Origin of the sequence: Streptomyces sp. NPDC002476 (genome assembly GCF_042889785.1) — a bacterium.
Classification (GTDB): Bacteria; Actinomycetota; Actinomycetes; order Streptomycetales; family Streptomycetaceae; genus Streptomyces.
In genome coordinates, this window is sequence record NZ_JBIARH010000009.1 from 41,922 (window position 1) to 63,825 (window position 21,904).

Genomic DNA, 21,904 nt, shown 5'->3' on the forward strand with positions numbered 1-21,904 from the left:
CGGCCGACGGGAGTGATCCAAACGAATCGGCCTACACGTCAGCGGACGTCGGGCCGGAGGCGGGCGTCGTCACCGCGACACGCACGGTGCCGGTGGCCGAGGGGGCGAGCTGCGCGATCGTGCCCTCGTCGGGGTGGCGTGCGATCAGCGCAGGGGCGCCTGCCGCCGTCGGTAGGTGGCGCACATGCCAGCCTGTGCTCTGGAAGTAGGTCTGAGCGCGTTCCAGGGCTCGAACCGTTTCGGCCTCCGGCAGTGGTTCGGTCGACCACGTGTGGTGGACCGAAGTACCGGCATCGTCCTGGACGGTGCTGAGGCCTTCCCCGGACTGCGTGGGAGCCGACCTGACCTGCAAAGCGTCGTAGATCCGGCTGGAGTGGCCGAGGGCACGGCTGCTGGTGGGATCGTCGGCCCGCGGGGCTTTCAGCGCGGCGGGGTCGGCCGTGGCCGCTGTTGATGACTTCCCGGGTGGGAGGAAGCAGGGTGACGTCACGACAAGGGAAGCGAGGCCTTGGCCCTTGGCGCGATCCAAGACGCCGGTCAGGGCGTTCATCCAGAAGTCGTCGGGTGCCGTACGCATGTAGACCGCCGGAAAGGGGCCTGACCAGTCGTCCATGCCTGAGGAGGTGTACGTGTAGCCCTGCTTCAGCCAGGCGTCTCGGGCCTGCCGCACGAGGTTTTTGGCCTCGGTCCCCGGAACACCGGTCAGTTTGTAGGCGATGCGTACCTGGAGACGGTCGTCGGGGCCGTGGTCGTCCCTGGCGATGCAGGGGCCAACGGGTGGGGGGCCCACCCGCTCCGGAGTCGGCTTGGGGGACATGCTGGCCACAGCTTGCTGAATGATGTCCTCTGCCCGGTCGATCGCCTGCTGTTCGTCCATCGTGACCTGCTTCGGTGTCTTCCCGCCGTTTGCCTGTACGTCCTCCTGAGTCCCGCACGCGGTCACCGTGATCGGCATGGTCAGCAGTGCGGCAGCCAGGATTGCTTTGCGGAGCTTCACGGCTTTCCTCCTGTGACAATCCTCGCCAGGCTGTTGAGGGGTTTGTCGTCCCAGTACTGGGAGTGCGCGGGCATCATCTCGCCGCCGGAGCCCGGGAACTTCCCGTCGGGGACATCGAAGACCGTGCCACCGAAGTCGTCGGAGACCGGATCGGTTCCATGGACGATCGAGTGGTCGTCGAAAAGCCTCATGTACGCCTTCGGGTTGAGGGGAGCGAGGGTGCCTGCCGGGGGCGGGGCGAGGTTGATCAGGTCATTCTTGGCCGTGGCCGCGAAGACACGGTCCGGCGCGATGTTCAGGTCCTTCGCGTGGTCAACGCCCACGCCCGGGCTGCCCACCATGATCGCGTTGTCGACCGGCAGGTCCAGATGCGTGCTCATGGTCTGGCCGGCCACCAGGGACCCGTAGCTGTGGCCCAGGAGCGTCTGGTTCACGTCGTGATGATTGGCTTCCTCGATGCCCTGCACGAAGTGGCCCAGCGGCACCACCGCCTTGTCGGCCCACTTGGTCTCCGTCGCTTCGGTCGCGATGGCCTGCGGGGCGTCGTAGCCGAGCCAGACGACCGAGGCCGTCGAACGGTCGGGATCGGTGAGCTCCGCCAGCAACTGGAGCGACTCAGCCCTGCCGATGTCCCCGTCGATGGACTCCAGCTTGGCGAACGTCCCCGGAACGTACGTCACCACGTTGTCGGCGGTGTCCGGATTGCCGATGGAGACGATGGCGCGCCCCATGTCGCTGCCGTCGAATCCGAGCAGATAGGGCCGATTGCTCTCGCTCGTGAAGCTGTCGAAGCGTCTCTGGATGGCGTCCATGCCCTTGAAGCCGTTTTCGATCTGCTGCTTCTTCTCGCTCCACTCCTTCCATTCATCGGTCGGGACCCTCGCGCCCGGCACCTCAAGGCCCGTTTCGGGGTCGACGAAGGGCCGGTAGTGCTCGGGCTCCTTCTTGAGCCAGGCGTCGTACTCCACCTGCTTGGCGGCGCGCTGTTCCGCGAGCACCAGACGGTTCGCGTCGTCGCGCACGTCGGAGGGCAGGCCGTCGAGCGCTCCGACACTCGCAGGATGCATGGATACGTAGGCGGCGCGCTGCTCCTCGGAGAGGCCCTTCCACCAGTTGGCGTTGTCCTGGGGCCAATCGTTCTTCGGCGGCGGTTCGATCGTGTCGAGGTAGGCGTCGGCCGCCGTGCGTACGCCGCTCGTGTCCGATGTGACGTCCGCCCAGTCCCGTGCGGACACGGTCAGGTCGTCGTCGGCCTTCAGCGCGCGCAGCTTCGGAGCCCATTTCGCGTCGGCTTCCGTGGCTTCCTTCAGCGCGTCGGCGATCCGGTTCGCGTACTCCACGGCCTTGCCGTAGTTGGGGTTCGGGTGGATGTTCACCGCTTGGCGTTCCATGGCGTCGGACGTGCTGGTACCTCCGGCCTGCCCGGTCACCGTGCCGCCTTCGGCCGCCTTCTCCTCGCCGGGTTTTCTGCCCGCCGAATACGTGACCGAGCCGTCCGCATTCACCTTGCAGCCGTCGGCCACGGCGTCGGCGAGGGCTGTGTCCAGCTTCCGCTTCGCTGCCGTCATGTCGAAGGCGAACCCGTTGAGGGCCGTGCCGACCACGCCGCATTCGGTCTGCACGTAGTGGAGATTCTCTGCCAGGGCACGGAGCTGGGTCTGTGACGCCTGCGCCGCCTCACCTCGCAAGGACTTGCGCATCCCTGCGGCGACGGTGTTCTCGATGTGCTCCTTGGCCGCCTGTGCCATCTGGCTCATGGCGTGGTACCCGTCGGCGGCCTCCTCGAACTCGGACGGCTTGAGGGCCTTGAGCGTGCTGAAGTCCATGCCGGCCGTCACCGGCCCTTGTCCTGGCCGCCGACAGCGTCCGTGTCCGCGTACTTCTGTTTCAGCTTGTCGAGTTCGCCCTTGACCGCTTCGTCAGTCGTCAACTGGTCGTTGCCCGCCTGCTCCAGGAGCTTCTGGAGGGTGCCGCACCGTTCGCCGACACTTCTGGCGTACTTCCTCCAGGAGCTGTACACGTCCTTCTGTGCCGCCGCGCTCAGGCAACCCGTCACCTCACCGAGTCCGGCCTGACCGTCCTCCAGTCGGCTCAGCGCGGTCCTGATGTTCCCACGTAAGGAACCGATCCCTTCGCCCGCCGTGGCCCACGCCTTCCTGCTGGACTTCAATGTGCCGGTCGCGCCGCCGGCTGAGGGGCCCGGCTCGGCCGCGGCCTGGTTCAGGCGCATCGCCACGGGCTGCCGACCGGTCACGTCGGCTTTGATCTGCTCCCACTCGTCCCACGCCATGCGTGGTCCCTCCCCGTTTGTTTCTGCGAATCCCAATCGGTCGAGGACACTACCTCGCGGTGGGACAACGCTCGGAGCGAACTCGAAACCCCGGGTCCGACAGAGTGCGGGAAGGAACGGTTTTCAGCCGCGACAGCGACAACGTCGCGCGGACATGGTGTTGTTGACAGGTGGAGATCTCCGGAAGAGTGTGCGGACGTCGCCTGTTCCAGTGAACTCCAGGTGATGGGTGTTGTGTTCGGCTCCGTGCCGTGGCGGTGTACGGGCTCGCCGAGGGTGGTGCGCCGATCGAACCTTTATGAAGCGCTGACGCCATGGCGGCGTCCTGGGAAATGTTCACGAGTGCGTATCCAGTGTCGGTGGCCGGTAACGTCCCGGCCGGCTCGCACCTCGTGCGCGAGGGCGAGTCCGGATGGCTGAGAGGTGATCCTTCTCCCTGGGCGAGGCCGGTACCGCAGGTGACTTTGTCGAGCCCCGCCTCCATGCCGAGGTCGGGCGAACGAACCCTCTCCGCCGCAGCCCGCCACGGCGGGGCGCCGAGGCGGGCTGCGGCGGAGAGGCTGCGGGGAGGGCCCTGCCCCAGGACCACCTTGTCCGGCCCATGGATCACGAGCCCGTGCCGCAGTGCCGGACGCCCGTGGAAGCCGGACCGGGGACGGGCCCCGTCGCCGTGAGTGCGTGCCGTCCGGCCTGCGGGAGGGAGTGGGGCGAGATGACGCCAAAGGGGGCGAGGTCCTTCCTTTGGGGGATCCGCAAAACCCGTCAAGGTGTCCACCCTGCTTTCCGGCCGCGTGGTGGCATCGGCCAGGCGCCACCCGGGCTCTGGAGCTCCTGGACCTCCGCTTGCGTTTCTTTCGAATTGTGTGATGCTTGAGTCATTCAAGAAGGAGACAGAGCTATGCACAGCACCGTCGAAGACCGAACCCTCCTGCCCGAGCATCGTGCGGAGATCGCCGAGCTGCGCGCTTTTCTCGACAAGGCACCACAGGCCGATGAACCGGCGCTCCTGCGCGGACCCGACGGGAGCGCGCATTCCCTGCCGTCAGAGGTCTACGAAGCCCTCATGGTGGTCGTCCGCGCGCTGTCGGAGGGCAAAGCGGTCACTGTCGCTCCGGTGAACACCACCCTGACCACACAAGAGGCGGCGGACCTGCTCGGAGTGAGCAGACCGACCTTCGTGAAGATCCTGGACGAGGGGGGACTACCCTTCTCCCGCCCGGGGCGGCACCGCAGGGTGCTGCTGGCGGACGTGCTCGCCTACAAGGAGAAGCGTCGGACGCAACGTCGCAGAGGGCTGGACGAACTGGTCGAGCTGACCGAGGACGCCGACCTCTACGACGCCTGAGGCCCCATGACACCGAGCGAACTGGAGTGATGTGCAGCGCGTGGTTCTGGACACGTGTGTCCTCTTCCCGAACTACCTGAGGGACACCCTGCTCCGGCTGGCCGAAGCAGAGCTCTACGAGCCGCTCTGGTCGGCCGACATCCTGGAGGAGCTGCGGCGCAATCTGGCCGAGAAGGTGGCTTCCACGACCGCCAAGAACGTTGTCGAGGCCATGGCGCGGGCCTTCCCGTACAGCGCGGTGACGGGATACGCGGGGCTCATCCCCGTGATGACGAACGACGTGAAGGACCGCCATGTGCTGGCGGCGGCGGTCTGCGGCCAGGCGCACGCCGTGGTCACGCTCAATACGAAGGACTTCCCGTCCTCGGCGGCGGATCCGTACGAGGTCGAGGTTCTCCACCCCGACGACTTCCTGCTGGACATGCTCGACCTCGCTCCCGTCGATGTGGCGGGCGTCCTGCGCGACCAGGCGGTCGGATACCGGCGGGAGCCGCGCGACCTGCACGGACTGCTGGACCGGCTTACGGTCGGCGGGGCGCCGCAGTTCGCCGCCGAGTTCCGCCGTCGGCTCTGAGCTGAGAGCCTGTCGGACGACCTCCGACCGGGCGGCCCCGCCCCGCCTCACAGCCCCGGCGGCGGTTGCGGGGCACCCGGCAGCCGGATCGAGGCCACCGTGCCGCCTCCTCCGTCCTCGTCCGGCGCCGGGCGCAGGGAGACCGTTCCGCCTGCCTGCTGGATCGTGCGGGCGACGATGGAGAGGCCGAGGCCGGAGCCGGGGAGCTGGCGGGCGGACGGGGAGCGCCAGAAGCGTTCGAAGACATGGGGCAGCTCCTCGGCGGGGATGCCGGGGCCGTGGTCCCGTACCGTCAGTTCGCCGTCCCGCAGGGCGACCTCGATCGTGCCGCGCGGCGGGCTGAACTTGACCGCGTTGTCCAGGACGTTGACCACCGCGCGCTCCAGCGCGGCCGGTTCCGCCCGTACGAACCACGGGGTCAGGTCGGCCCGGATGGTCAGCTCGGGGCCGCGCAGCCGGGCGCGTTCCAGGGCCGTGCCCGCGATGTCGTGCAGGGCGACGACCTGGAGCGGGCCGGGGGTCGCCGCGTCGGGGCGGGCCAGTTCCTGGAGGTCGCCGATGAGCGACGCCAGCTCCTTCATCTGCGCCTTCACCGACGTCATCAGCGCCTTGCGGTCGTCCGGCGGGATGGCCCGGCCGGTCTCGTCGCTGCGGGCGAGGAGTTCGATGTTGGTACGCAGCGAGGTCAGCGGGGTCCGCAGCTCGTGCCCCGCGTCCGCGATCAGCTGCGCCTGGCGGTCCCGGGAACTGGCCAGGGAGGCGGTCATGGAGTTGAACGAGCGGGACAGCCGCGCGATCTCGTCCTCGCCTTCGGCGGGGATACGGACGGTGAGATCCTCGGTGCGGGCGACGTGTTCGACCGCCTCGGTGAGTTCGTCGACCGGCCGCAGCCCGGTGCGGGCGACCCAGAGACCGGCCGCACCCGCGCCGACGACCCCGATGCCGGAGGCGGCGAGCAGCACCCATGCCAGGGTGGACAGCGGATCGTTGATCTCGCTCATCGGGCGGGCGACGGACACGGCGATCCGGCCCGTGGCCCCACCGGGGAGCTGGGTGATCTGCACCAGCGGGTAGGTGTAGACCCGCATCCGCGTGCCGTTCTCGGCCCTGGCCGAGTGCAGGGCGTCGGGCCGGTCCTGGTTGACGACCGCCATGTCCGCCCGGCTTACCGGGAGCGGGGACACATCGGGGGCCGCGCAGACCGTGCCCTGGGAGTCGACGAGCTGGACGGTGTACTTCCCGGTGAACGACCGGGGCGGCAGCGGAGTCGTGCCCCGGCAGTACGCGTACAGGCTCGACAGATAGCTCGCGTCGACGCCGGAGCTGCGCAGCGAGGAGTCCAGCTGGTCCTCCAGCTGCGCCCGGGTCACGAACCAGCACGCCGCCGCCACCGCGGCGACCGCGACCGCGACCGCCGTCGCCACCAGCAGCGCGAGCCTGGTGCGCAGCGGCAGGGCGCGGAGTCGGCGCAGGAGGCCGGTCATCCGTTTCCCGCCCATCCGTTTCCCGCCCGTCCCTTCCCCGCCCATCGGTTTCCCGTCCGTCCGTTCCCCGCCCATCCGCACCTCGGTCATCCGTCACCGCCGCCGGCGCGGAGCGCGTAACCGACCCCCCGCACCGTGTGTACGAGTCGCGGTTCGCCGCCTGCCTCGGTCTTTCGGCGCAGGTACATCACGTACACGTCCAGGGAGTTGGAGCTGGGTTCGAAGTCGAATCCCCACACGGCCTTGAGGATCTGCTCGCGGGTCAGCACCTGGCGCGGATGCGCGAGGAACATCTCCAGCAGGGTGAACTCGGTGCGGGTCAGCTCGACCCGGCGGGTGCCCCGGGTGACCTCGCGGGTGGCGAGGTCCATCCGCAGGTCGGCGAAGGCCAGCACGTTCTCGTCGGTGCCGCCGCCGGTCGCCGCGGTGGCGTACGAGCTGCGGCGCAGCAGGGCCCGGATACGGGCGAGGAGCTCGTCCAGTTCGAAGGGCTTGACCAGGTAGTCGTCGGCACCCGCGTCGAGGCCGGTGACCCGGTCGCCGACGGTGTCGCGGGCGGTGAGCATCAGGATGGGGGTGGTGGTCCCGGCGGAACGGAGCCTGCGGGCCGCCGTCAGGCCGTCCATCCGGGGCATCTGGATGTCGAGGACGATGAGGTCGGGCGCGTACGACTCGGCCCTGGCGAGGGCGTCGACACCGTCGACGGCGACCTCGGTGCCGTACCCCTCGAACGCGAGGCTGCGTTGCAGCGCCTCACGTACGGCGGGCTCGTCGTCGACGACCAGGATGCGCTGCGGATCGTCCTCGGCGGGGCTCATCGCTCGTTGTCCTCTTTTCGTTCCGCGCCTACTGGGCTGCTTTCAGCCTCGCACGGTCGCGGCACGTCGTCGCGCGGCCCGGCGCTTGCGGGCTGCGGCGGTACGGACCTCCGGGACGCGTTCCCGGGCGCGTTCCGGAGCCCGTTCCGGAGCCCGTTCCGTGAGGAGTTCCGCGACGAGGGCGAGAGGCAGGGCCAGATCGGCCGGGCCGGTGGGGGTCTGCGTGGGATGGTGCATGGCTGTCTCCTCAGGAGCCGTTGCCGGACCGCAGGGTGTCGAGGTCGGCCTTGAGCGTGTTCACCGGGATCGCGAAGCCGAGGCCCACGCTCCCCGCGCCGGAACTGCTGGAGTCGCCGGACGAAATCGCCGAGTACATCGCGGAGTTGATGCCGATGACCTCGCCGTTCATGTTGATGAGCGCGCCACCGGAGTTACCGGGGTTGAGCGAGGCGTCGGTCTGGATGGCCTTGTACGTGGTGGTGGAGTCGCCGGTGTCCCCGTTGAACTGCCGGCCGCCGAACTCGAACGGCCACTGCCCGCCGCCCGGACCGCTCCAGCCCTGGTTCTGGCCACCGCCGTCGTCCTTGGCGACCGTGACGTTGCGGTCGAGCGCGGAGACGATGCCGCTGGTGACGGTGCCGGTGAGGCCCTCCGGAGAACCGATCGCGACGACCTGCTCGCCGACCGTGACCGCCGAGGAGTCGCCCAGCGTGGCCGTCTTGAGGCCGCTCGCGCCCCGGAGTTTGATGAGCGCGAGGTCCTTGTCGGCGTCGGTGCCGACGACCTGCGCGGTGTACGAGCGGCCGGTGCTGAGCGTCACCTTGATCGACGAGGCGCCGGAGATGACGTGGTTGTTCGTGACGACCTCGCCGTCGGACGAGATGACCACGCCGGAGCCGGTGGATCCGCCCGCGTTCGAGGTCGCGTTGATCTCGACGATCGTCGGTGAGACGGCCTGGGCGACACCGGCGACGGTGCCCTTGCTGCTCTGCGAGACGGTGGTGCCGGGGGCGACGCTTCCGGCACCGGTGCCGGAAGCGTCGTTGTCGGTCAGCTGCCCGATGGCGGTGGCGGTGCCGCCGCCCACGGCCGCCGCCACGATCGCCACGGCCGCCAGGAGGGCCACCGGCCGCTTGGCCCGCGGGGGCGCGGCCGACTCGGCGGCGGGTGCGGGGGAGTGGGACGGCGGTGGCGGGTACGACGCGTCACCGTTGCCGTACGAGGGGTACATCGGGTACTCGCCGCTCGGGCGCTGGCTCTCTGTCATGTCCCCAAGCGTCGAGGCCGAACATGAGAGCAGCCTGAGCACGCCCTGAGAAGCCCGGCAGAACCTCGTACGCCCGATATAAAGCCGAACCTGTACGCGTAAAAGCTGCGCGTAAAAGCTGCGCATGAAAGCTGCGCATGAAGCCGAACGTTGTACGCCCGAGGCACTGCCCGGAGCCGCGCCCGAGACGGCGGAGGGCCGGGACCGACGGACCGTTCCGGGCCCGCGGCGGCGGTGCCGTCACACCCCGGTGCCGGGCTCCCCGCAGCCGCACGAGCGCCGGACCACCAGCGCCGAGGGGAACTGCTTCAGCCGTTCCCGCCGCGACCCCGACACCCGCAACGAGTCGTCGAGCACCAGGTCCACGGCGGCCCGCGCCATCGCCGGGCGGTCCGAGTGGACCGTGGTCAGCGGCGGGTCGGTGAGCCCGGCCTCCTTCACGTCGTCGAAGCCCGCGACCGCGAGTTCCCCGGGCACGTCGATCCGCAGTTCGCGCGCGGCTCGCAGTACGCCGATGGCCTGGTCGTCCGTCGAGCAGAAGATCGCGGGCGGCCTGTCCGGGCCCGCGAGCAGCTTCAACGCCACCTGATAGGCGTCGTAACGGTTGTACGGGGCCTGGAAGAGGCGGCCCTCCGTCGAGCGGCCCGACTCCTGCATCGCGCGGCGCCAGCCCTCGATGTGGTCGGCGACCGGGTCACCGACCACCGGGGTCGACTCCACGCCGCCGAAGCACGCCACGTACTCGTTGCCGTGCTCCAGCAGGTGGCGGGTGGCGAGCTGGGCGCCGCCGATGTCGTCCGTGACGACCGCGACGTCCTCGATCGCCTCCGGGCGTTCGTGCAGCAGCACCACCCGCGCGTCCCACGCCTCGATCTCGGCCGCCGCCCGTTCGCTGGGACCCTGGCTGACCAGGATCAGCCCCGAGACCCGCATTCCGAGGAACGCGCGGAGATAATGCACCTCGCGTTCGTCGCGGTAGTCGGAATTGCCGACCAGCACCATTTTCCCGCGCTCGGCGGCTGCCTGTTCGACCGCGTGCGCCATTTCCGCGAAGAACGGCTGCCGGGCGTCCGGCACGATCATTCCTATGAGGTCGGTCCGCCGCGAGGCCATTGCCTGGGCGACCCGGTCGGGCCGGTAGCCCAGCTCCTTGATCGCGGCGAGCACCCGCTCGCGCGTGGCCGGGGCGACCGGCCTCGGTCCGTTGTTGATGACATAGCTGACCACCGCGGTCGACGTACCCGCCAGTCTCGCCACATCGTCCCGCGTCACCTTGGCCACGCGCGGCAGTCTACGCGGATCGACCCTCCGGAAGGCAGGCCGTACCTCGGCTCATTCCGAGGCACCGGCCCTCGTCGGCTGCTCCGAACGGGTCGCGGAGCCGGTCGCGGCCGGTGTCCTGACCTCGGGCGCGGCCCGGGTCCCGGCGGGAGCCGCGGCCCGTGCCTTGGCCTTCTCCGCGGCGCGCTCGGCCTTTTCCGGGGCGACGAAGCGGTAGCCGACGTTGCGGACGGTGCCGATCAGCGACTCGTGCTCGGGGCCGAGCTTGGCGCGCAGCCGCCGTACGTGGACGTCGACCGTACGGGTGCCGCCGAAGTAGTCGTAGCCCCAGACCTCCTGGAGCAGCTGGGCGCGGGTGAACACGCGGCCGGGGTGTTGGGCCAGATATTTGAGCAGTTCGAATTCCTTGAAGGTCAGGTCGAGGACCCGGCCCTTCAGCTTCGCGCTGTACGTCGCCTCGTCGACCGACAGGTCGCCGTTGCGGATCTCCATCGGGGAGTCGTCGCCGGCCAGCTGTCGACGGCCGGTGGCCAGCCGCAGCCGGGCCTCGACCTCGGCGGGCCCGGCCGTGTCCAGCAGTACGTCGTCGATGCCCCAGTCGGCGGTGACGGCCGCGAGACCGCCCTCCGTCACGACGAGGACCAGCGGGCAGCCCGGTCCCGTGGACCGCAGCAGCTGGCACAGCGACCGCACCTGCGGAAGATCGCGGCGGCCGTCGACCAGGATGACATCGGCACCGGGGGTGTCGACGAGCGCGGGGCCCTCCGCGGGCGCCACCCGCACGCTGTGCAGCAGGAGACCGAGGGCGGGAAGCACCTCCGTCGACGGTTGAAGCGCGTTCGTCAGGAGCAGCAGTGAACTCATCGCCACCCACCTGCCCGGTTCGTCGGTCGATGATGGTGCACGGTTCGCTCGCCCATTACGTCGGTCCTCCTCGTTCCCTGCGAGAGGGGCACTCCCGGGACGGGCCCGGGGGAGTATGCGGCACTTCTTCGTTCGTTTTCGCGCGGCCCTTTGCACGGTTGCACGGTTACGCGGTACGGCTCCGCGTCCCCGAGCCGCTGAGCTTGTGGAAACGTCGCCGTAACAACGCCTGGAAAGCGCAAAAGGACCCGGGGGCTTCTCTGCCCGGATCCTCTTCCCAGCAGAATAGCCCACATGAGTTCTGCGCCCGAGGGACGATTTCGGAGTTCCCCTGTTCCCTTGCTCACGCCCGGTGGTACGCCCGGTGGTACGGACGGTTCCTCGTGTGCCTCGCTGCTGACCGATGACGGTGTCCGTATCGAGGCGGTGTACGAGCCGCGCGCGGTGGAGGGACGGGCCGTCGCCGGATCATCCTTCGACGGTACTGCGGACGACGGCGTCACGGACGGCGGCTTCGGCGTCACGAACGGCTACGGCTACGGCTGCGGCTGCGGCTACGGCACCGACGGTGCCGCGGACGGCACGGCGATCGTGATCGCCCACGGTTTCACCGGTTCACTGGACCGGCCCGCGGTACGGCGTGCCGCCCGGGTGCTGGGCCGGCACGCGGCCGTGGTCACGTTCTCGTTCCGGGGGCACGGCGGGTCCGGTGGCCGGTCGACGGTGGGGGACCGCGAGGTGCTGGACCTGGCGGCCGCGGTGCGGTGGGCCCGGGCGCTGGGACACCGGCGGGTGGTGACCGTCGGGTTCTCCATGGGTGGTTCCGTGGTGCTGCGGCACGGGGCGCTGTACGCGGCGGGCCGGGAGGCCGGGGGGACGGAGGCCCCCGCGGAGGTTCTCGCGGACTCGGAAGCCCGTGCGGACGCGGTGGTGGCGGTGAGCGCCCCCGCCCGCTGGTACTACCGGGGCACCGCTCCCATGCGCCGCCTGCACTGGCTGGTCACCCGGCCCACCGGCCGGCTGGTCGGCCGCTACGGCTTCGGAACCCGCATCGACCGGGACGACTGGGACCCGGTACCGCTCTCGCCGGTCGAGGCGGCCGGACTGATCGCCCCCGTTCCGCTGCTGATCGTGCACGGCGACCGGGACCCGTACTTCCCGCTGGACCACCCCCGGATGCTTGCCGGGGCGGCGGGCGAGGGGGCCGAGCTGTGGCTGGAACCCGGCGTGGGGCACGCGGAGAACGCCGCCGACGAGAGCCTGCTCACCCGGATCGGTGACTGGACCACGGCGGCGTGCTCGATGATGGGCAGCTGACGCGATACGAGAGGAGCCGCCGTCATGCCAGCGGGAACGATCCGCTACTGGGCCGCCGCCAAGGCCGCCGCCGGGACCGCGGAGGAGCCGTACACGGCCGCGACCCTGGCCGAGGCCCTCGACGCGGTGTGCGAGCGGCACCCCGGCGAGCTCACCCGAGTGCTGCGAAGGTGCTCGTTCCTCGTCGACGGTGAACCGGTGGGGAGCCGGAGTCATGAGACCGTACGCCTTGCCGAGGGCGGCACGGTCGAGGTGCTCCCGCCGTTCGCAGGAGGGTGAACCCCAGAACATGAGCAGCAACGATCAGCAGTACCCGTACGGCCCGGCCCCGGCCCCGGACCAGGGCTACGGGTACGGGTACGACGGGTCGTCGGGCGGGCAGCAGCCCCCGCACGCCGCGCGGCCCCAGGACCCGTACCCGCACGGCGACGGGTCCACCGGCGCGCAGCCGTACCCGCCCCAGCCGCACGCGGGTCAGCCGTACGGGAGCCCGTCGTACGGGGACCAGCCGTACGGGAGCCAGGTCTACGGAGGCGGGGCCCACGCGCCCCAGTCCGATGGCGGCCGGTTCCCCCAGGCCCACGGCGGTCAGTCCTACGACGGCCGACTCCACGGCGGTCAGTCCTACGGCGACCAGGTCCACGGCGGTCAGTCCTACGGCGACCAGGTCCACGGCGGCGTGGCCCAGCCGAACCCCCAGCCCCAGGCAAACCCCCAGCCCCAGCCCCAGGCAAACCACCAGCCCCAGGCAAACCACCAGCCTCACGCGAACCACCAGCCTCAGGCGAACCAGTCCTACGGAGGCCGGCCCTACGGGGACCAGTCCCATGGCGCCCCGGTGCACGGCCACGGTGCCGCCCCGTACGACCACGGCCAGGTCCCCGGGACGCACGCCGGGGCCGCGTGGCCGACCGGGGGCGGGCACGCGCCCGGACCTGTGGCCGGGCACACGCAGGAGCCCGTCCCCTTCGCCGCACCGGCCCCCGGCCCGCAGGACCCGCACGTCGCGTACGACCCTGCGGTCACGCAGACCTGGGAGGGCCAGACCTGGGACACCCAGTACCAGCCGACCATCCGCCCCACTGGGTCCACCGGGTCCACCGGGTCCACTGGGTCCAGTGGGTCCAGTGGGTCCACTGGGCCCTCCGCCCCCGCTGGTCCTTCCAGCCCCATTGGCCCCGCCGGTCATTCCGGTACCACCAATCCCGCCGGGCCCACCAGCCCCAACGGGCCCGCCCAGCCCGCCCAGCCGGAAACCTCCGCGCGGGAGTCCGTGCCGTCCGCCGCCGAGACCGCCTATCTCCCGCCGTACTCCGCGTACTCCTCGGCGGGCCCGCAGGGCGCCGTCGGCTCCCACCCGCTGCCCCCCGAGGCACCTGCCGCCCCGACCCCCGCGCCCGCGCCCGGCGCCGCGCCGGTCGCCACCGGCTCCGCGGCCACGACCACGTCCGGACTCGACACCTCCGGGTACGGCGCGCCCAGCACCCTGGGCAACAGCCGCGTCACCGACGCCCAGCGCGCCCGCGCCGAGGGCCGCTCGCCGATCATCCCGCCGGGCATTCAGCCCGCGGGGCTCACCGCCGTGCTCGGGCTGCTGCTCGCCCTCGGCGCGGCGATCGGGTCGTACGCCCTGCTCGTACCGCTGGTGCTGCTGCAGGCCGTGACCGCGGCCGGATGGTTCCGGCTGAACGGTATGTGGCCCGCGCGCCAGGGCATCGCGCTCGCGTTCGCGGGCGGGATCGTCGCCGATGCCGCCCTGCTCGCCGCGGGCCGGGAGAACGCCCCGGCCGCCGTCCTCGGCACCCTCGGCGTGTGGGTGCTGCTCACCGTGGTCCTCCAGCTGCGCAGCCAGGCGGACGCGGACGAGCGGATGTACGGGCTGATGGCCACCACCGCCTCGGCCGCCCTGACGGTGCTGGCGGCGGGGCACCTCGCGGCGGCTCCGGACGCGGTGACGGTCGGCACGGTGGCCGTCTCGGCCGCCGTGCTCGTCCGCGCGCTCCCGCTGCCCGGACCGGCCTTGGTCGTGGTGGCGCTGCTCGCGGGCGCGGGTGCCGGCGCGGCGGCCGGGGCGCTCGCCGGTCCCGGCGGCACGCACGGCGCGCTGCTCGGCCTGGCGGCGGGCGGATGCGCGCTGATCGGGCTGCGGGCGGCGAGTTACGACTACCCGTCGCGGTTCGTCCACATGACGGCCGGTGTGGCGCTGCCGCTCACCGCCGCGGCCCCCGCCGTCTATCTGATCAGCCGCATGCTCGCGTAACGCGTAACGCGTAACGTGTACTGGCATCGTCTGGGCGCCGATCGGCGCCGCCTTCCGACGAGCGGGCACCTCCCCGGGGAACCGAAGGGGGTGCCCGCTCGTCGATCATTCGGGACGGTCCGTGCGCACGGGGGAGCGCGGGCGCCGTCGATTCGGACGCAGGGGGAAAAGAGCGATCATGCGGGCGCTGCGGGGATTGCTGGTCATGGTGCTGGTGCTGGGCGGGATCTTCGTCGTCCTCGACCGGACGCTGCTGTACTTCGCCGAGTCGGAGGCCGAGGACCGGATCCGGATCCCCGGAGCGACGGTCGAGTCCGCGGACGTCTCCATCAACGGGTTCCCGTTCCTGACCCAGGCCTTCGCCTCGCGGTTCGACGAGGTCGATGTCGAGATCAGCGGCATCCAGACCGACAGCAACGGCCGCAGGATACGGGTCAGCCGGATGAGTGCCGCGCTGCACGACGTGAAACTGACCGACGGCTTCTCCGGTGTCACCGCCGCCGACGCCGACGGCAAGGCTGTCATCTCCTACGGCGACCTGACCAGCACCGCCGGTGACGGGGTCGCCGTCGAGTACGGCGGCAACGGCAAGGTGAAGGTCACCGGCACCGTCGACGTCCTCGGCCGTCCGTTCTCGCGCAGCGTGCTCTCCACCGTCACCCTCGTCGACGGCCAGACCCTCAAGGTGCGCGCGGACAAGGTGCCGGGCGGGGGAATCCCCGGGCTGGAGGACCTGGTGCGCCGGAAGGCCGACTTCGAGCGGCAGATCGGCGGCCTGCCAAGCGGTCTGGAGCTCCGGAAGGTCCAGGTGACCGACGAGGGTGTGGAGGTCATGGTGGCGGGCACGAACGTGAAGCTCGTCGGCTGAATCCGGGCGGGTTCCGCCGGAGCCGGCGAGACCGGGCGGGTCGGACGCGTCCCTTCGGGCCCGGCTGATCCGGCGGCGGGCCCGGACGAGTCCCTGTGGCCCGGTGGGCCTGGGTGGACCTGGGTGAGTCGCGGTGGCTCCGGTGGTTCCGGGCGAGCCCTGGCCGGGAACGGGCCGGGACCGGGACCGGGACCGGGCAGGGGATCCGGCCGCCGCTGCCTCGCAGGTCACATGCTGAGACGACGGTGTCCGCTCCGCAGATGGGTGACGGGCGCCGACCATCGGGGAGCGATGCGAGGAGTGTCGGGAACCCCTTCGCATTCCGAATCGTGGATGATCGTGTCTCATCATGCGACACAACGGTGACATGGCCGTCCGCACGTCCCTACGATCGGTCCCATGCAGTGCGCTATTGGCGGTCTCCCTCAGTGGGGACGGGCGGATCTCACGAAGCGGCGGGCAGTGGACCTGTGCCGCGTCGCCGCCATGCTCTGTCGCGCCGTCTGAGCGGGAGCCTCCGGCACCCCGCGTCTTTTCCGGCCCTTCGACCGGTTTTCAGGGCCCAGCCCCATCCCGCTGTCCTCGCACGTGTGCGCACGGGCCCGCGCCCGCCGTGCACCCGCATCACGCACCGTCTCGCATCATCTCGCCGCAGACTGCCCCGGAGGAGAAAAGAATGAGCCGCAGCGACGTCCTGGTAGACGCCGACTGGGTCGAGGCCCACCTCGACGACCCGCAGGTCGCTCTCGTCGAGGTCGACGAGGACACCTCGGCGTACGAGAAGAACCACATCAAGAACGCGATCCGGATCGACTGGACGAAGGACCTCCAGGACCCGGTGCGCCGTGACTTCATCGACCAGGCCGGCTTCGAGAAACTGCTGTCCGGGAAGGGCATCGCCAACGACACCACCGTCGTCCTGTACGGCGGCAACAACAACTGGTTCGCGTCCTACGCGTTCTGGTACTTCAAGCTCTACGGTCACCAGGACGTCCGTCTGCTCGACGGCGGCCGCAAGAAGTGGGAGCTGGACTCCCGCGACCTCGTCGACGGCGACCAGGTCCCGTCCCGCCCGGCCACCGAGTACCGGGCCAAGCCGCAGGACGAGTCGATCCGCGCCTACCGCGACGAGGTCGTGAAGGCGATCGGCGGCCTCAACCTGGTCGACGTGCGTTCGCCCGACGAGTTCAGCGGCAAGCTGCTCGCCCCGGCGCACCTCCCGCAGGAGCAGTCGCAGCGCCCCGGCCACGTGCCGACGGCCCGCAACATCCCGTGGTCGAAGAACGCCAACGACGACGGCACCTTCAAGTCCGACGAGGAGCTGAAGGCCCTCTACGAGGCCGAGCAGGTCGACCTGTCGAAGGACACCATCGCCTACTGCCGCATCGGCGAGCGTTCCGCGCTCACCTGGTTCGTGCTGCACGAGCTCCTCGGCCAGGAGAACGTCAAGAACTACGACGGTTCGTGGACCGAGTACGGCTCCCTGGTGGGTGTGCCGATCGAGCTCGGCGCCGCCAAGTAGCCCCGCGACTCCGCACGACCCGGATCAGCACGACCCCGACCCAGAAGGACAGGACACCATGTGTGGAGCACAGGCCGGCGGCCCCGACGCCTCGACCATCAAGCCCGGTGAGACGACCATCCAGGGCAGCGTGACGCGTGACGGCGAGCCCGTCGCGGGCTACGTGCGTCTGCTGGACTCGACCGGCGAGTTCACCGCGGAGGTTCCGACCTCGGCGACCGGGCAGTTCCGCTTCTACGCGGCCGAGGGCACGTGGACGGTGCGCGCCCTGGTGCCGGGCGGCAGCGCCGACCGTACGGTCGTGGCGCGGACGGGGGGCCTCTCCGAGGTCGCCATCGCCGTCTGACCGCCGTCCGACCGCCGTACGGGCCGGGTTGTACGCGGCCGGCCCGTGCGGGACGAAACGAGCGCGGCCGAGCGGGCCGCCTCGCACGGGCCGGAGGGCCGTACCCCAGGGGTTGGACGCTTCTGGCGCGGGTACGGCCCTTCGCGCCGTCCGCGCGACCCTGTCGGCACCATGTGCCGTCGTGCCGATGCGCACGATCGCGTGTTCAGGTGTTCGTGCGGACGGGATCCCGCGTGTGCGCACGGGCTGTCCGCACCGGCGGAAACCGTCCTACGCTTGAAGCATGTACGCCCGACGCCGTCGTGGCTATTTCCTGATGATGGGCGGCTGCATCGTCCTCTTCGTCTCGGCCTGGGCCTTCGTGAGGCTGTGGTCGATGCCCGCCGCGATAGTGATGTGCTTCGTGGCGATGGTCATCCCGCCCGTCGCGGCCATGATCGCCAATCGGCGGGGGCCGGAGGACCGCTGGTGGGACGATCCGTCCGGCGACCCGCAGTCCGACGAGTGGTGGGACGAGCTCGACGGCAAGAAACGCCACTGAACGTCACCGCCCGGCGATGACGCGTGTGCGTGCGAAGCGAGGACGGGGCGTCGCGGGCGCGACTGCTGGGGTGTGTCAGTAGACGAGGGCCTGTACGCCGTCGGCCATGATCTCGCTGACGAAGACCTGGGCGCCCGCGATCCGTACGCCTTCCAGGACATCCTGTTCGGTGATGTCGCGGCGGGCCGCGCATTGTGTGCACAAGGTGATCCGCCCGCCCGCCTGGATCGACTCGATCAGGTCCGGCAGCGGCGCCGCGTGCGGCAGTTCGAACTCGGCGGCGCGCCCCGGCAGGGCGAACCACGAGGATTCCCCGGTCAGCCAGAGCGAGACCTCCACTCCGCTGGCGGCGGCGACCGCGGCCACCGTGAACGCCTGCGAGCAGCGCTCGGCCGCGTCGGCACCGGCGGTCACCTTGATCACGAGCTTCTTCGACATGGCCCGAACTGTATCGACCCGGGGAGCAATAAGGAGTGGATCGGCGAGCGGCGTCGTGCGGCTTCCGATCCAGGGCGGAGGAGGGAGGCGGATGGGGCCTCCCCTGCTCGAAAGCAGCTGAGCGCTCGCGGAAGGGGCGTCGGTGACCAACGACGACGCGGGAGGCCGAGTCGCAGGGCGTCGGGAGCCCGCTCCCTCTTGCCCCCCAGGTCGTAATCGCCGGCCGGTCCCCGCGCGCGGGCCCGCACCGCGCGGTCCCGCCGTGCTCACCGCGAACCCTGCGTCCGTGCGCGGCCGGGCGCAAGCCCCGAACCGACGTGCCGGGGCCCAACCCATTAGGCTGGGGCCCGGCGCCGTACCGCTGCCACACCGCCCGTCCCAAGGAGTTCCCGTGCTTGAGGCATTCTTCACCGCCCTGCTGGTCCTCGTCTGCATCGGCACCCTCGCCTTCGCGGGCGTGACCGTGAAGAAGCTCTACCAGGGCCAGCGCTGACCGCAGCGGCCCACCGCCGCCCCTCCTCCCTCCGTCCCCCCGGCGCGGGCGTCCCCGCTGGACGGACGTGACTCCCGCACCCGCGTGTGCCACGTCCGGAATCCACCACCCCCGCCTTCCTCACAGATCGTCTGAGCCACTCATGATCGAGATCCCGTCCGACCTCCACCCGGACCTCGTCCCGCTGGCCTTCCTCCTCGGCAACTGGGCGGGCGCGGGTGTCTCCGACTTCCCCGGCGCCGAGAAGTGCAACTTCGGCCAGGAGGTCTCCTTCCGGCACGACGGCCGGGACTTCCTGGAGTACGTCTCGCACACCTGGGTGCTCGACTCCGAGGGCAACAAGGTCAGGCCGCTGGAGTCCGAGACCGGCTACTGGCGCATCGACAAGGACCGCAAGGTCGAGGTCGTCATGGTGCGCGACCAGGGCGTCGTCGAGATCTGGTACGGCGAGCTGGCCGACCAGAAGCCGCAGATCGACCTGGCCACCGACGCGGTGGCGCGTACAGCCGCCTCCGGCCCGTACAGCGGTGGCAAGCGTCTCTACGGCTACGTCAAGAGCGACCTGATGTGGGTCGGCGAGAAGGCCACCCCCGAGGTCGAGCTGCGCCCGTACATGTCGGCCCATCTGAAGAAGGTCGTCACCCCCGAAGAGGTCGAGGCGATGGCGAAGAGCCTCGGCGACCTGCCGGACGACGGCATCGCGTTCTTCAAGTAGACCGCTTCGAGCAGGCTCCAAGCGGCTTCGAGCAGGCTCCGAGCGGGCCGCAGGCATCGCGGGCGGCGGTGAGCCGCCTCGGGCGGACCGCCCGACCCGCGCCCGGCCGGTCCTCCGGCCCCGCCGCACGGCTCTCTCGTCTTCGGCCGCGGGCGGCGGTCCGCCCGGACCTACACTGAGCGTGTGGTGAGCACCGACTGGAAGACCGATCTCCGGAAGCGCGGCTACCGGCTGACGCCGCAACGGCAGCTTGTCCTGGAAGCCGTCGACACACTCGAGCACGCGACGCCCGACGACATCCTCTGCGAGGTGCGCAGGACCGCGTCGGGGGTGAACATCTCCACCGTCTACCGGACGCTCGAACTCCTTGAGGAGCTGGGCCTGGTCAGCCACGCCCACCTGGGGCACGGGGCGCCGACGTACCACCTGGCCGACCGCCACCACCACATCCATCTGGTCTGCCGCGACTGCACGAACGTCATCGAGGCCGATGTCGAGGTGGTCGCCGAGTTCACCGCGAAGCTCCAGGACGGCTTCGGTTTCGAGACCGACATGAAGCACTTCGCGATCTTCGGCCGGTGCGCCGAGTGCACGGCGAGGGCGACGGCCGAAGAAGCGTCGGCGAAAGCGGCGTCGAAGGCGGCGCCGGACGGTCACGGCGCCGAAGCATGACGCCGAAGGGGGCGTCGGAAGGGGACGGCGCCCACCGCCGGGCCCCTGGGGCCGCGTCGTACGCTGGTCGCATGAAGAGCCCCCTGCTGTCCCTGCCCGGCGCCGTCCCCGCCGAAGGCCGCGACGAAGGCGTCGCCGCGCACTACGGCGACCTGTTCCGCGAGCAGCGCGCCCTTGCCGACGGTTCCGGCCTCGTCGACCTCTCGCACCGCGGCGTCGTCACCGTCAGCGGCGGCGACCGGCTGGCCTGGCTGCATCTGCTGCTCACCCAGCACGTCAGCGAACTCGCCCCGGGGCAGGCCACCGACGCGCTGATCCTCACCGCGAACGGGCACGTCGAGCACGCCCTCTACCTCGTCGACGACGGCGAGACGGTGTGGATGCACGCCGAGCCGGGCACGCAGGACGGACTCGTCGCCTACCTGGAGTCCATGAAGTTCTTCTACCGGGTCGAAGTCGCCGATCGCACCGAGGACTTCGCCGTGGTGCACCTGCCCGCCGGTTCCATCGCCGAGGTCCCGGACGGTGTGACGGTACGGGAGACGGCGTACGGCCGGGACGTGTTCCTGCCCCGCGCCGACCTGGAGGAGTACGCGGCCGCGCACGGCCCGCTCGCCGGGATCCTGGCGTACGAGGCGCTGCGCGTCGAGGCGCACCGCCCGCGTCTCGGCTTCGAGACCGACCACCGCACCATTCCCCACGAGGTCGGCTGGATAGGCACCGCGGTCCACCTCCAGAAGGGCTGTTACCGGGGGCAGGAGACCGTGGCCCGGGTGCAGAACCTGGGCAGGCCGCCGCGTCGGCTGGTTTTCCTGCACCTCGACGGCAGCGAGGTCGTCCTGCCCGGACACGGCACCCCCGTGCGGCTCGCCGCGGACGGCCCCGAGGGCCGGCAGCTGGGCTTCATCACCACGTCCGCCCGCCACCACGAACTGGGGCCGATCGCGCTCGCCCTGGTCAAGCGGAACGTCGCGGTCGACGCGCAACTGCTCGCGGGGGAGACGGCCGCCGCGCAGGAAGTCGTCGTGGAGCCGTAGGACCGGGCCGTCCGGGCGCCCCGCCCGGACGCGTTTCTCCAGGGGACGGGCGCACCGCGGATGCGCTTGTTTCCGGGCCGGGCGCCCCGCCCGGACGCGCCCGCGTCGGGGCCGGATGGGTCCGACCCGCTTCGAGCCCCGGCCCGGCCCGCACCCGCAGCCGGGCCCGTGCGCGCCATCCGGATGCGCCCGCGCAGGGACCGGTCCGTCCCGGTCCGTCCCGGCCGGGGCCGGGTCAGACCTCGACGATCACGGTGAACGGGCCGTGGTTCGTGAGCGAGACCCGCATCTGGGCCCCGAAACGGCCCGTCTCCACGTGCGCCCCCAGCGTCCGCAACTGCGCCACCACCTCGTCGACCAGCGGTTCGGCGACCTCGCCCGGCGCGGCGGCGTTCCAGGTGGGCCTGCGGCCCTTCCTGGCGTCCCCGTAGAGGGTGAACTGCGAAATCACCAGAAGCGGTGCATTCACGTCCGAGCAGGACTTCTCGCCCTCTAGAATGCGGACCGACCAGAGCTTGCGGGCGAGCTGGGCCGCCTTTTCCGGAGTGTCGCCGTGGGTGACCCCCACCAGCACACACAGCCCCTCGCCGACGATCTCGCCGACCACCTCGGGCCCGTCCGACGCGCCCGAGCCGTCGGCCACCGTCACCTTCGCCCCGTCCACCCGCTGTATCACTGCACGCATACGGACCAACCTAACTTGGCCAACCCCGCCTTGGGCTGAACGGGTACAGAGCGCCCACACGGGGCCACTGGAGTGGCACCATGCTCGCAA

General features: G+C 70.9%; 24 protein-coding genes. 13 read left to right on the forward strand and 11 right to left on the reverse strand.

Annotation, left to right across the window (positions count from 1 at the left end):
• Nucleotides 1–31: 31 nt before the first annotated feature.
• From ACFYXM_RS13435 to ACFYXM_RS13445, 3 genes are read right to left on the reverse strand one after another with little or no spacing between them, the layout of a single operon-like run.
• The gene (locus tag ACFYXM_RS13435; RefSeq protein ID WP_389289149.1) at nt 32–997 is read right to left on the reverse strand and encodes a hypothetical protein; all 966 of its coding nucleotides are present in this window, start codon (nt 995–997) and stop codon (nt 32–34) included.
• Entirely contained in the window at nt 994–2,823 is a 1,830-nt protein-coding gene (locus ACFYXM_RS13440) for an alpha/beta hydrolase (protein ID WP_389289150.1), read from the reverse strand. The genes ACFYXM_RS13435 and ACFYXM_RS13440 overlap by 4 nt, the downstream gene beginning before the upstream one ends.
• 8 nt (nt 2,824–2,831) lie before the next feature.
• Nucleotides 2,832–3,287, reverse strand: a complete 456-nt coding sequence (locus ACFYXM_RS13445) for a hypothetical protein (protein WP_389289151.1) — start codon at nt 3,285–3,287, stop codon at nt 2,832–2,834.
• A gap of 898 nt (nt 3,288–4,185) precedes the next feature.
• Between ACFYXM_RS13445 and ACFYXM_RS13450 the strand changes: the two genes are divergently transcribed.
• Together ACFYXM_RS13450 and ACFYXM_RS13455 are read left to right on the forward strand one after the other, a co-directional pair.
• Nucleotides 4,186–4,632 carry a helix-turn-helix domain-containing protein gene (locus ACFYXM_RS13450; protein WP_389289152.1) on the forward strand — a complete coding sequence of 149 codons (447 nt, stop codon included), beginning with the start codon at nt 4,186–4,188 and terminating at the stop codon, nt 4,630–4,632.
• Between the two features lie 40 nt (nt 4,633–4,672).
• Nucleotides 4,673–5,206, forward strand: a complete 534-nt coding sequence (locus tag ACFYXM_RS13455) for a putative toxin-antitoxin system toxin component, PIN family (protein ID WP_389289153.1) — start codon at nt 4,673–4,675, stop codon at nt 5,204–5,206.
• 47 nt (nt 5,207–5,253) lie between these two features.
• On the opposite strand, the gene ACFYXM_RS13460 is transcribed toward ACFYXM_RS13455, so the two are convergent.
• From ACFYXM_RS13460 to ACFYXM_RS13485, 6 genes are all read right to left on the reverse strand, one after another.
• On the reverse strand, nt 5,254–6,690 hold the full coding sequence (locus tag ACFYXM_RS13460) for a sensor histidine kinase (RefSeq protein ID WP_389289154.1): 1,437 nt from the start codon (nt 6,688–6,690) through the stop codon (nt 5,254–5,256).
• Nucleotides 6,691–6,776: 86 nt separating this feature from the next.
• Complete coding sequence (locus ACFYXM_RS13465; RefSeq protein ID WP_389289155.1) at nt 6,777–7,508, reverse strand: response regulator transcription factor; 732 nt, start codon at nt 7,506–7,508, stop codon at nt 6,777–6,779.
• Between the two features lie 42 nt (nt 7,509–7,550).
• Nucleotides 7,551–7,745 carry a hypothetical protein gene (locus ACFYXM_RS13470; protein ID WP_389289156.1) on the reverse strand — a complete coding sequence of 65 codons (195 nt, stop codon included), beginning with the start codon at nt 7,743–7,745 and terminating at the stop codon, nt 7,551–7,553.
• A gap of 10 nt (nt 7,746–7,755) precedes the next feature.
• Nucleotides 7,756–8,775 (reverse strand): S1C family serine protease, encoded by a 1,020-nt coding sequence (locus ACFYXM_RS13475; protein ID WP_389289157.1) that lies wholly within the window; start codon nt 8,773–8,775, stop codon nt 7,756–7,758.
• A gap of 240 nt (nt 8,776–9,015) precedes the next feature.
• Nucleotides 9,016–10,056: a LacI family DNA-binding transcriptional regulator gene (locus ACFYXM_RS13480; RefSeq protein WP_389289158.1), complete on the reverse strand. Its 1,041-nt coding sequence runs from the start codon at nt 10,054–10,056 to the stop codon at nt 9,016–9,018.
• A 51-nt stretch (nt 10,057–10,107) separates the two neighbouring features.
• Nucleotides 10,108–10,920 (reverse strand): response regulator transcription factor, encoded by an 813-nt coding sequence (locus ACFYXM_RS13485; protein WP_389289159.1) that lies wholly within the window; start codon nt 10,918–10,920, stop codon nt 10,108–10,110.
• A 294-nt stretch (nt 10,921–11,214) separates the two neighbouring features.
• Here ACFYXM_RS13485 and ACFYXM_RS13490 point away from each other — a divergent pair, with 294 nt between their 5' ends.
• From ACFYXM_RS13490 to ACFYXM_RS13525, 8 genes are all read left to right on the forward strand, one after another.
• Nucleotides 11,215–12,237, forward strand: a complete 1,023-nt coding sequence (locus tag ACFYXM_RS13490; RefSeq protein WP_389289160.1) for an alpha/beta hydrolase family protein — start codon at nt 11,215–11,217, stop codon at nt 12,235–12,237.
• A 24-nt stretch (nt 12,238–12,261) separates the two neighbouring features.
• Nucleotides 12,262–12,516, forward strand: a complete 255-nt coding sequence (locus tag ACFYXM_RS13495) for a MoaD/ThiS family protein (protein WP_389289161.1) — start codon at nt 12,262–12,264, stop codon at nt 12,514–12,516.
• A gap of 658 nt (nt 12,517–13,174) precedes the next feature.
• The gene (locus tag ACFYXM_RS13500; protein ID WP_389289307.1) at nt 13,175–14,497 is read left to right on the forward strand and encodes a hypothetical protein; all 1,323 of its coding nucleotides are present in this window, start codon (nt 13,175–13,177) and stop codon (nt 14,495–14,497) included.
• A 178-nt stretch (nt 14,498–14,675) separates the two neighbouring features.
• Nucleotides 14,676–15,365 (forward strand): DUF2993 domain-containing protein, encoded by a 690-nt coding sequence (locus tag ACFYXM_RS13505; protein WP_389289162.1) that lies wholly within the window; start codon nt 14,676–14,678, stop codon nt 15,363–15,365.
• Nucleotides 15,366–15,764: 399 nt separating this feature from the next.
• The gene (locus ACFYXM_RS13510) at nt 15,765–15,872 is read left to right on the forward strand and encodes a putative leader peptide (RefSeq protein WP_351520956.1); all 108 of its coding nucleotides are present in this window, start codon (nt 15,765–15,767) and stop codon (nt 15,870–15,872) included.
• A 169-nt stretch (nt 15,873–16,041) separates the two neighbouring features.
• Entirely contained in the window at nt 16,042–16,887 is an 846-nt protein-coding gene (locus tag ACFYXM_RS13515) for a sulfurtransferase (protein WP_389289163.1), read from the forward strand.
• Nucleotides 16,888–16,945: 58 nt separating this feature from the next.
• On the forward strand, nt 16,946–17,233 hold the full coding sequence (locus tag ACFYXM_RS13520; RefSeq protein WP_073785773.1) for a DUF1416 domain-containing protein: 288 nt from the start codon (nt 16,946–16,948) through the stop codon (nt 17,231–17,233).
• A gap of 283 nt (nt 17,234–17,516) precedes the next feature.
• Nucleotides 17,517–17,774, forward strand: a complete 258-nt coding sequence (locus tag ACFYXM_RS13525; RefSeq protein WP_351520959.1) for a DUF3099 domain-containing protein — start codon at nt 17,517–17,519, stop codon at nt 17,772–17,774.
• Between the two features lie 75 nt (nt 17,775–17,849).
• Here ACFYXM_RS13525 and ACFYXM_RS13530 read toward each other — a convergent pair whose 3' ends face one another.
• Entirely contained in the window at nt 17,850–18,212 is a 363-nt protein-coding gene (locus tag ACFYXM_RS13530) for a DsrE family protein (RefSeq protein ID WP_384410864.1), read from the reverse strand.
• A gap of 635 nt (nt 18,213–18,847) precedes the next feature.
• Here ACFYXM_RS13530 and ACFYXM_RS13535 point away from each other — a divergent pair.
• From ACFYXM_RS13535 to ACFYXM_RS13545, 3 genes are all read left to right on the forward strand, one after another.
• Entirely contained in the window at nt 18,848–19,420 is a 573-nt protein-coding gene (locus tag ACFYXM_RS13535; protein WP_073789323.1) for an FABP family protein, read from the forward strand.
• Between the two features lie 183 nt (nt 19,421–19,603).
• A complete protein-coding gene (locus ACFYXM_RS13540) occupies nt 19,604–20,092 on the forward strand; it encodes a Fur family transcriptional regulator (protein WP_389289164.1) in 489 nt (162 codons plus the stop codon).
• 71 nt (nt 20,093–20,163) lie between these two features.
• Nucleotides 20,164–21,129: a YgfZ/GcvT domain-containing protein gene (locus tag ACFYXM_RS13545; RefSeq protein WP_389289165.1), complete on the forward strand. Its 966-nt coding sequence runs from the start codon at nt 20,164–20,166 to the stop codon at nt 21,127–21,129.
• Between the two features lie 235 nt (nt 21,130–21,364).
• Here the strand turns inward: ACFYXM_RS13545 and dtd are convergent, their stop codons facing one another.
• The gene (gene dtd, locus ACFYXM_RS13550) at nt 21,365–21,814 is read right to left on the reverse strand and encodes a D-aminoacyl-tRNA deacylase (protein ID WP_389289166.1); all 450 of its coding nucleotides are present in this window, start codon (nt 21,812–21,814) and stop codon (nt 21,365–21,367) included.
• Nucleotides 21,815–21,904: the final 90 nt, after the last annotated feature.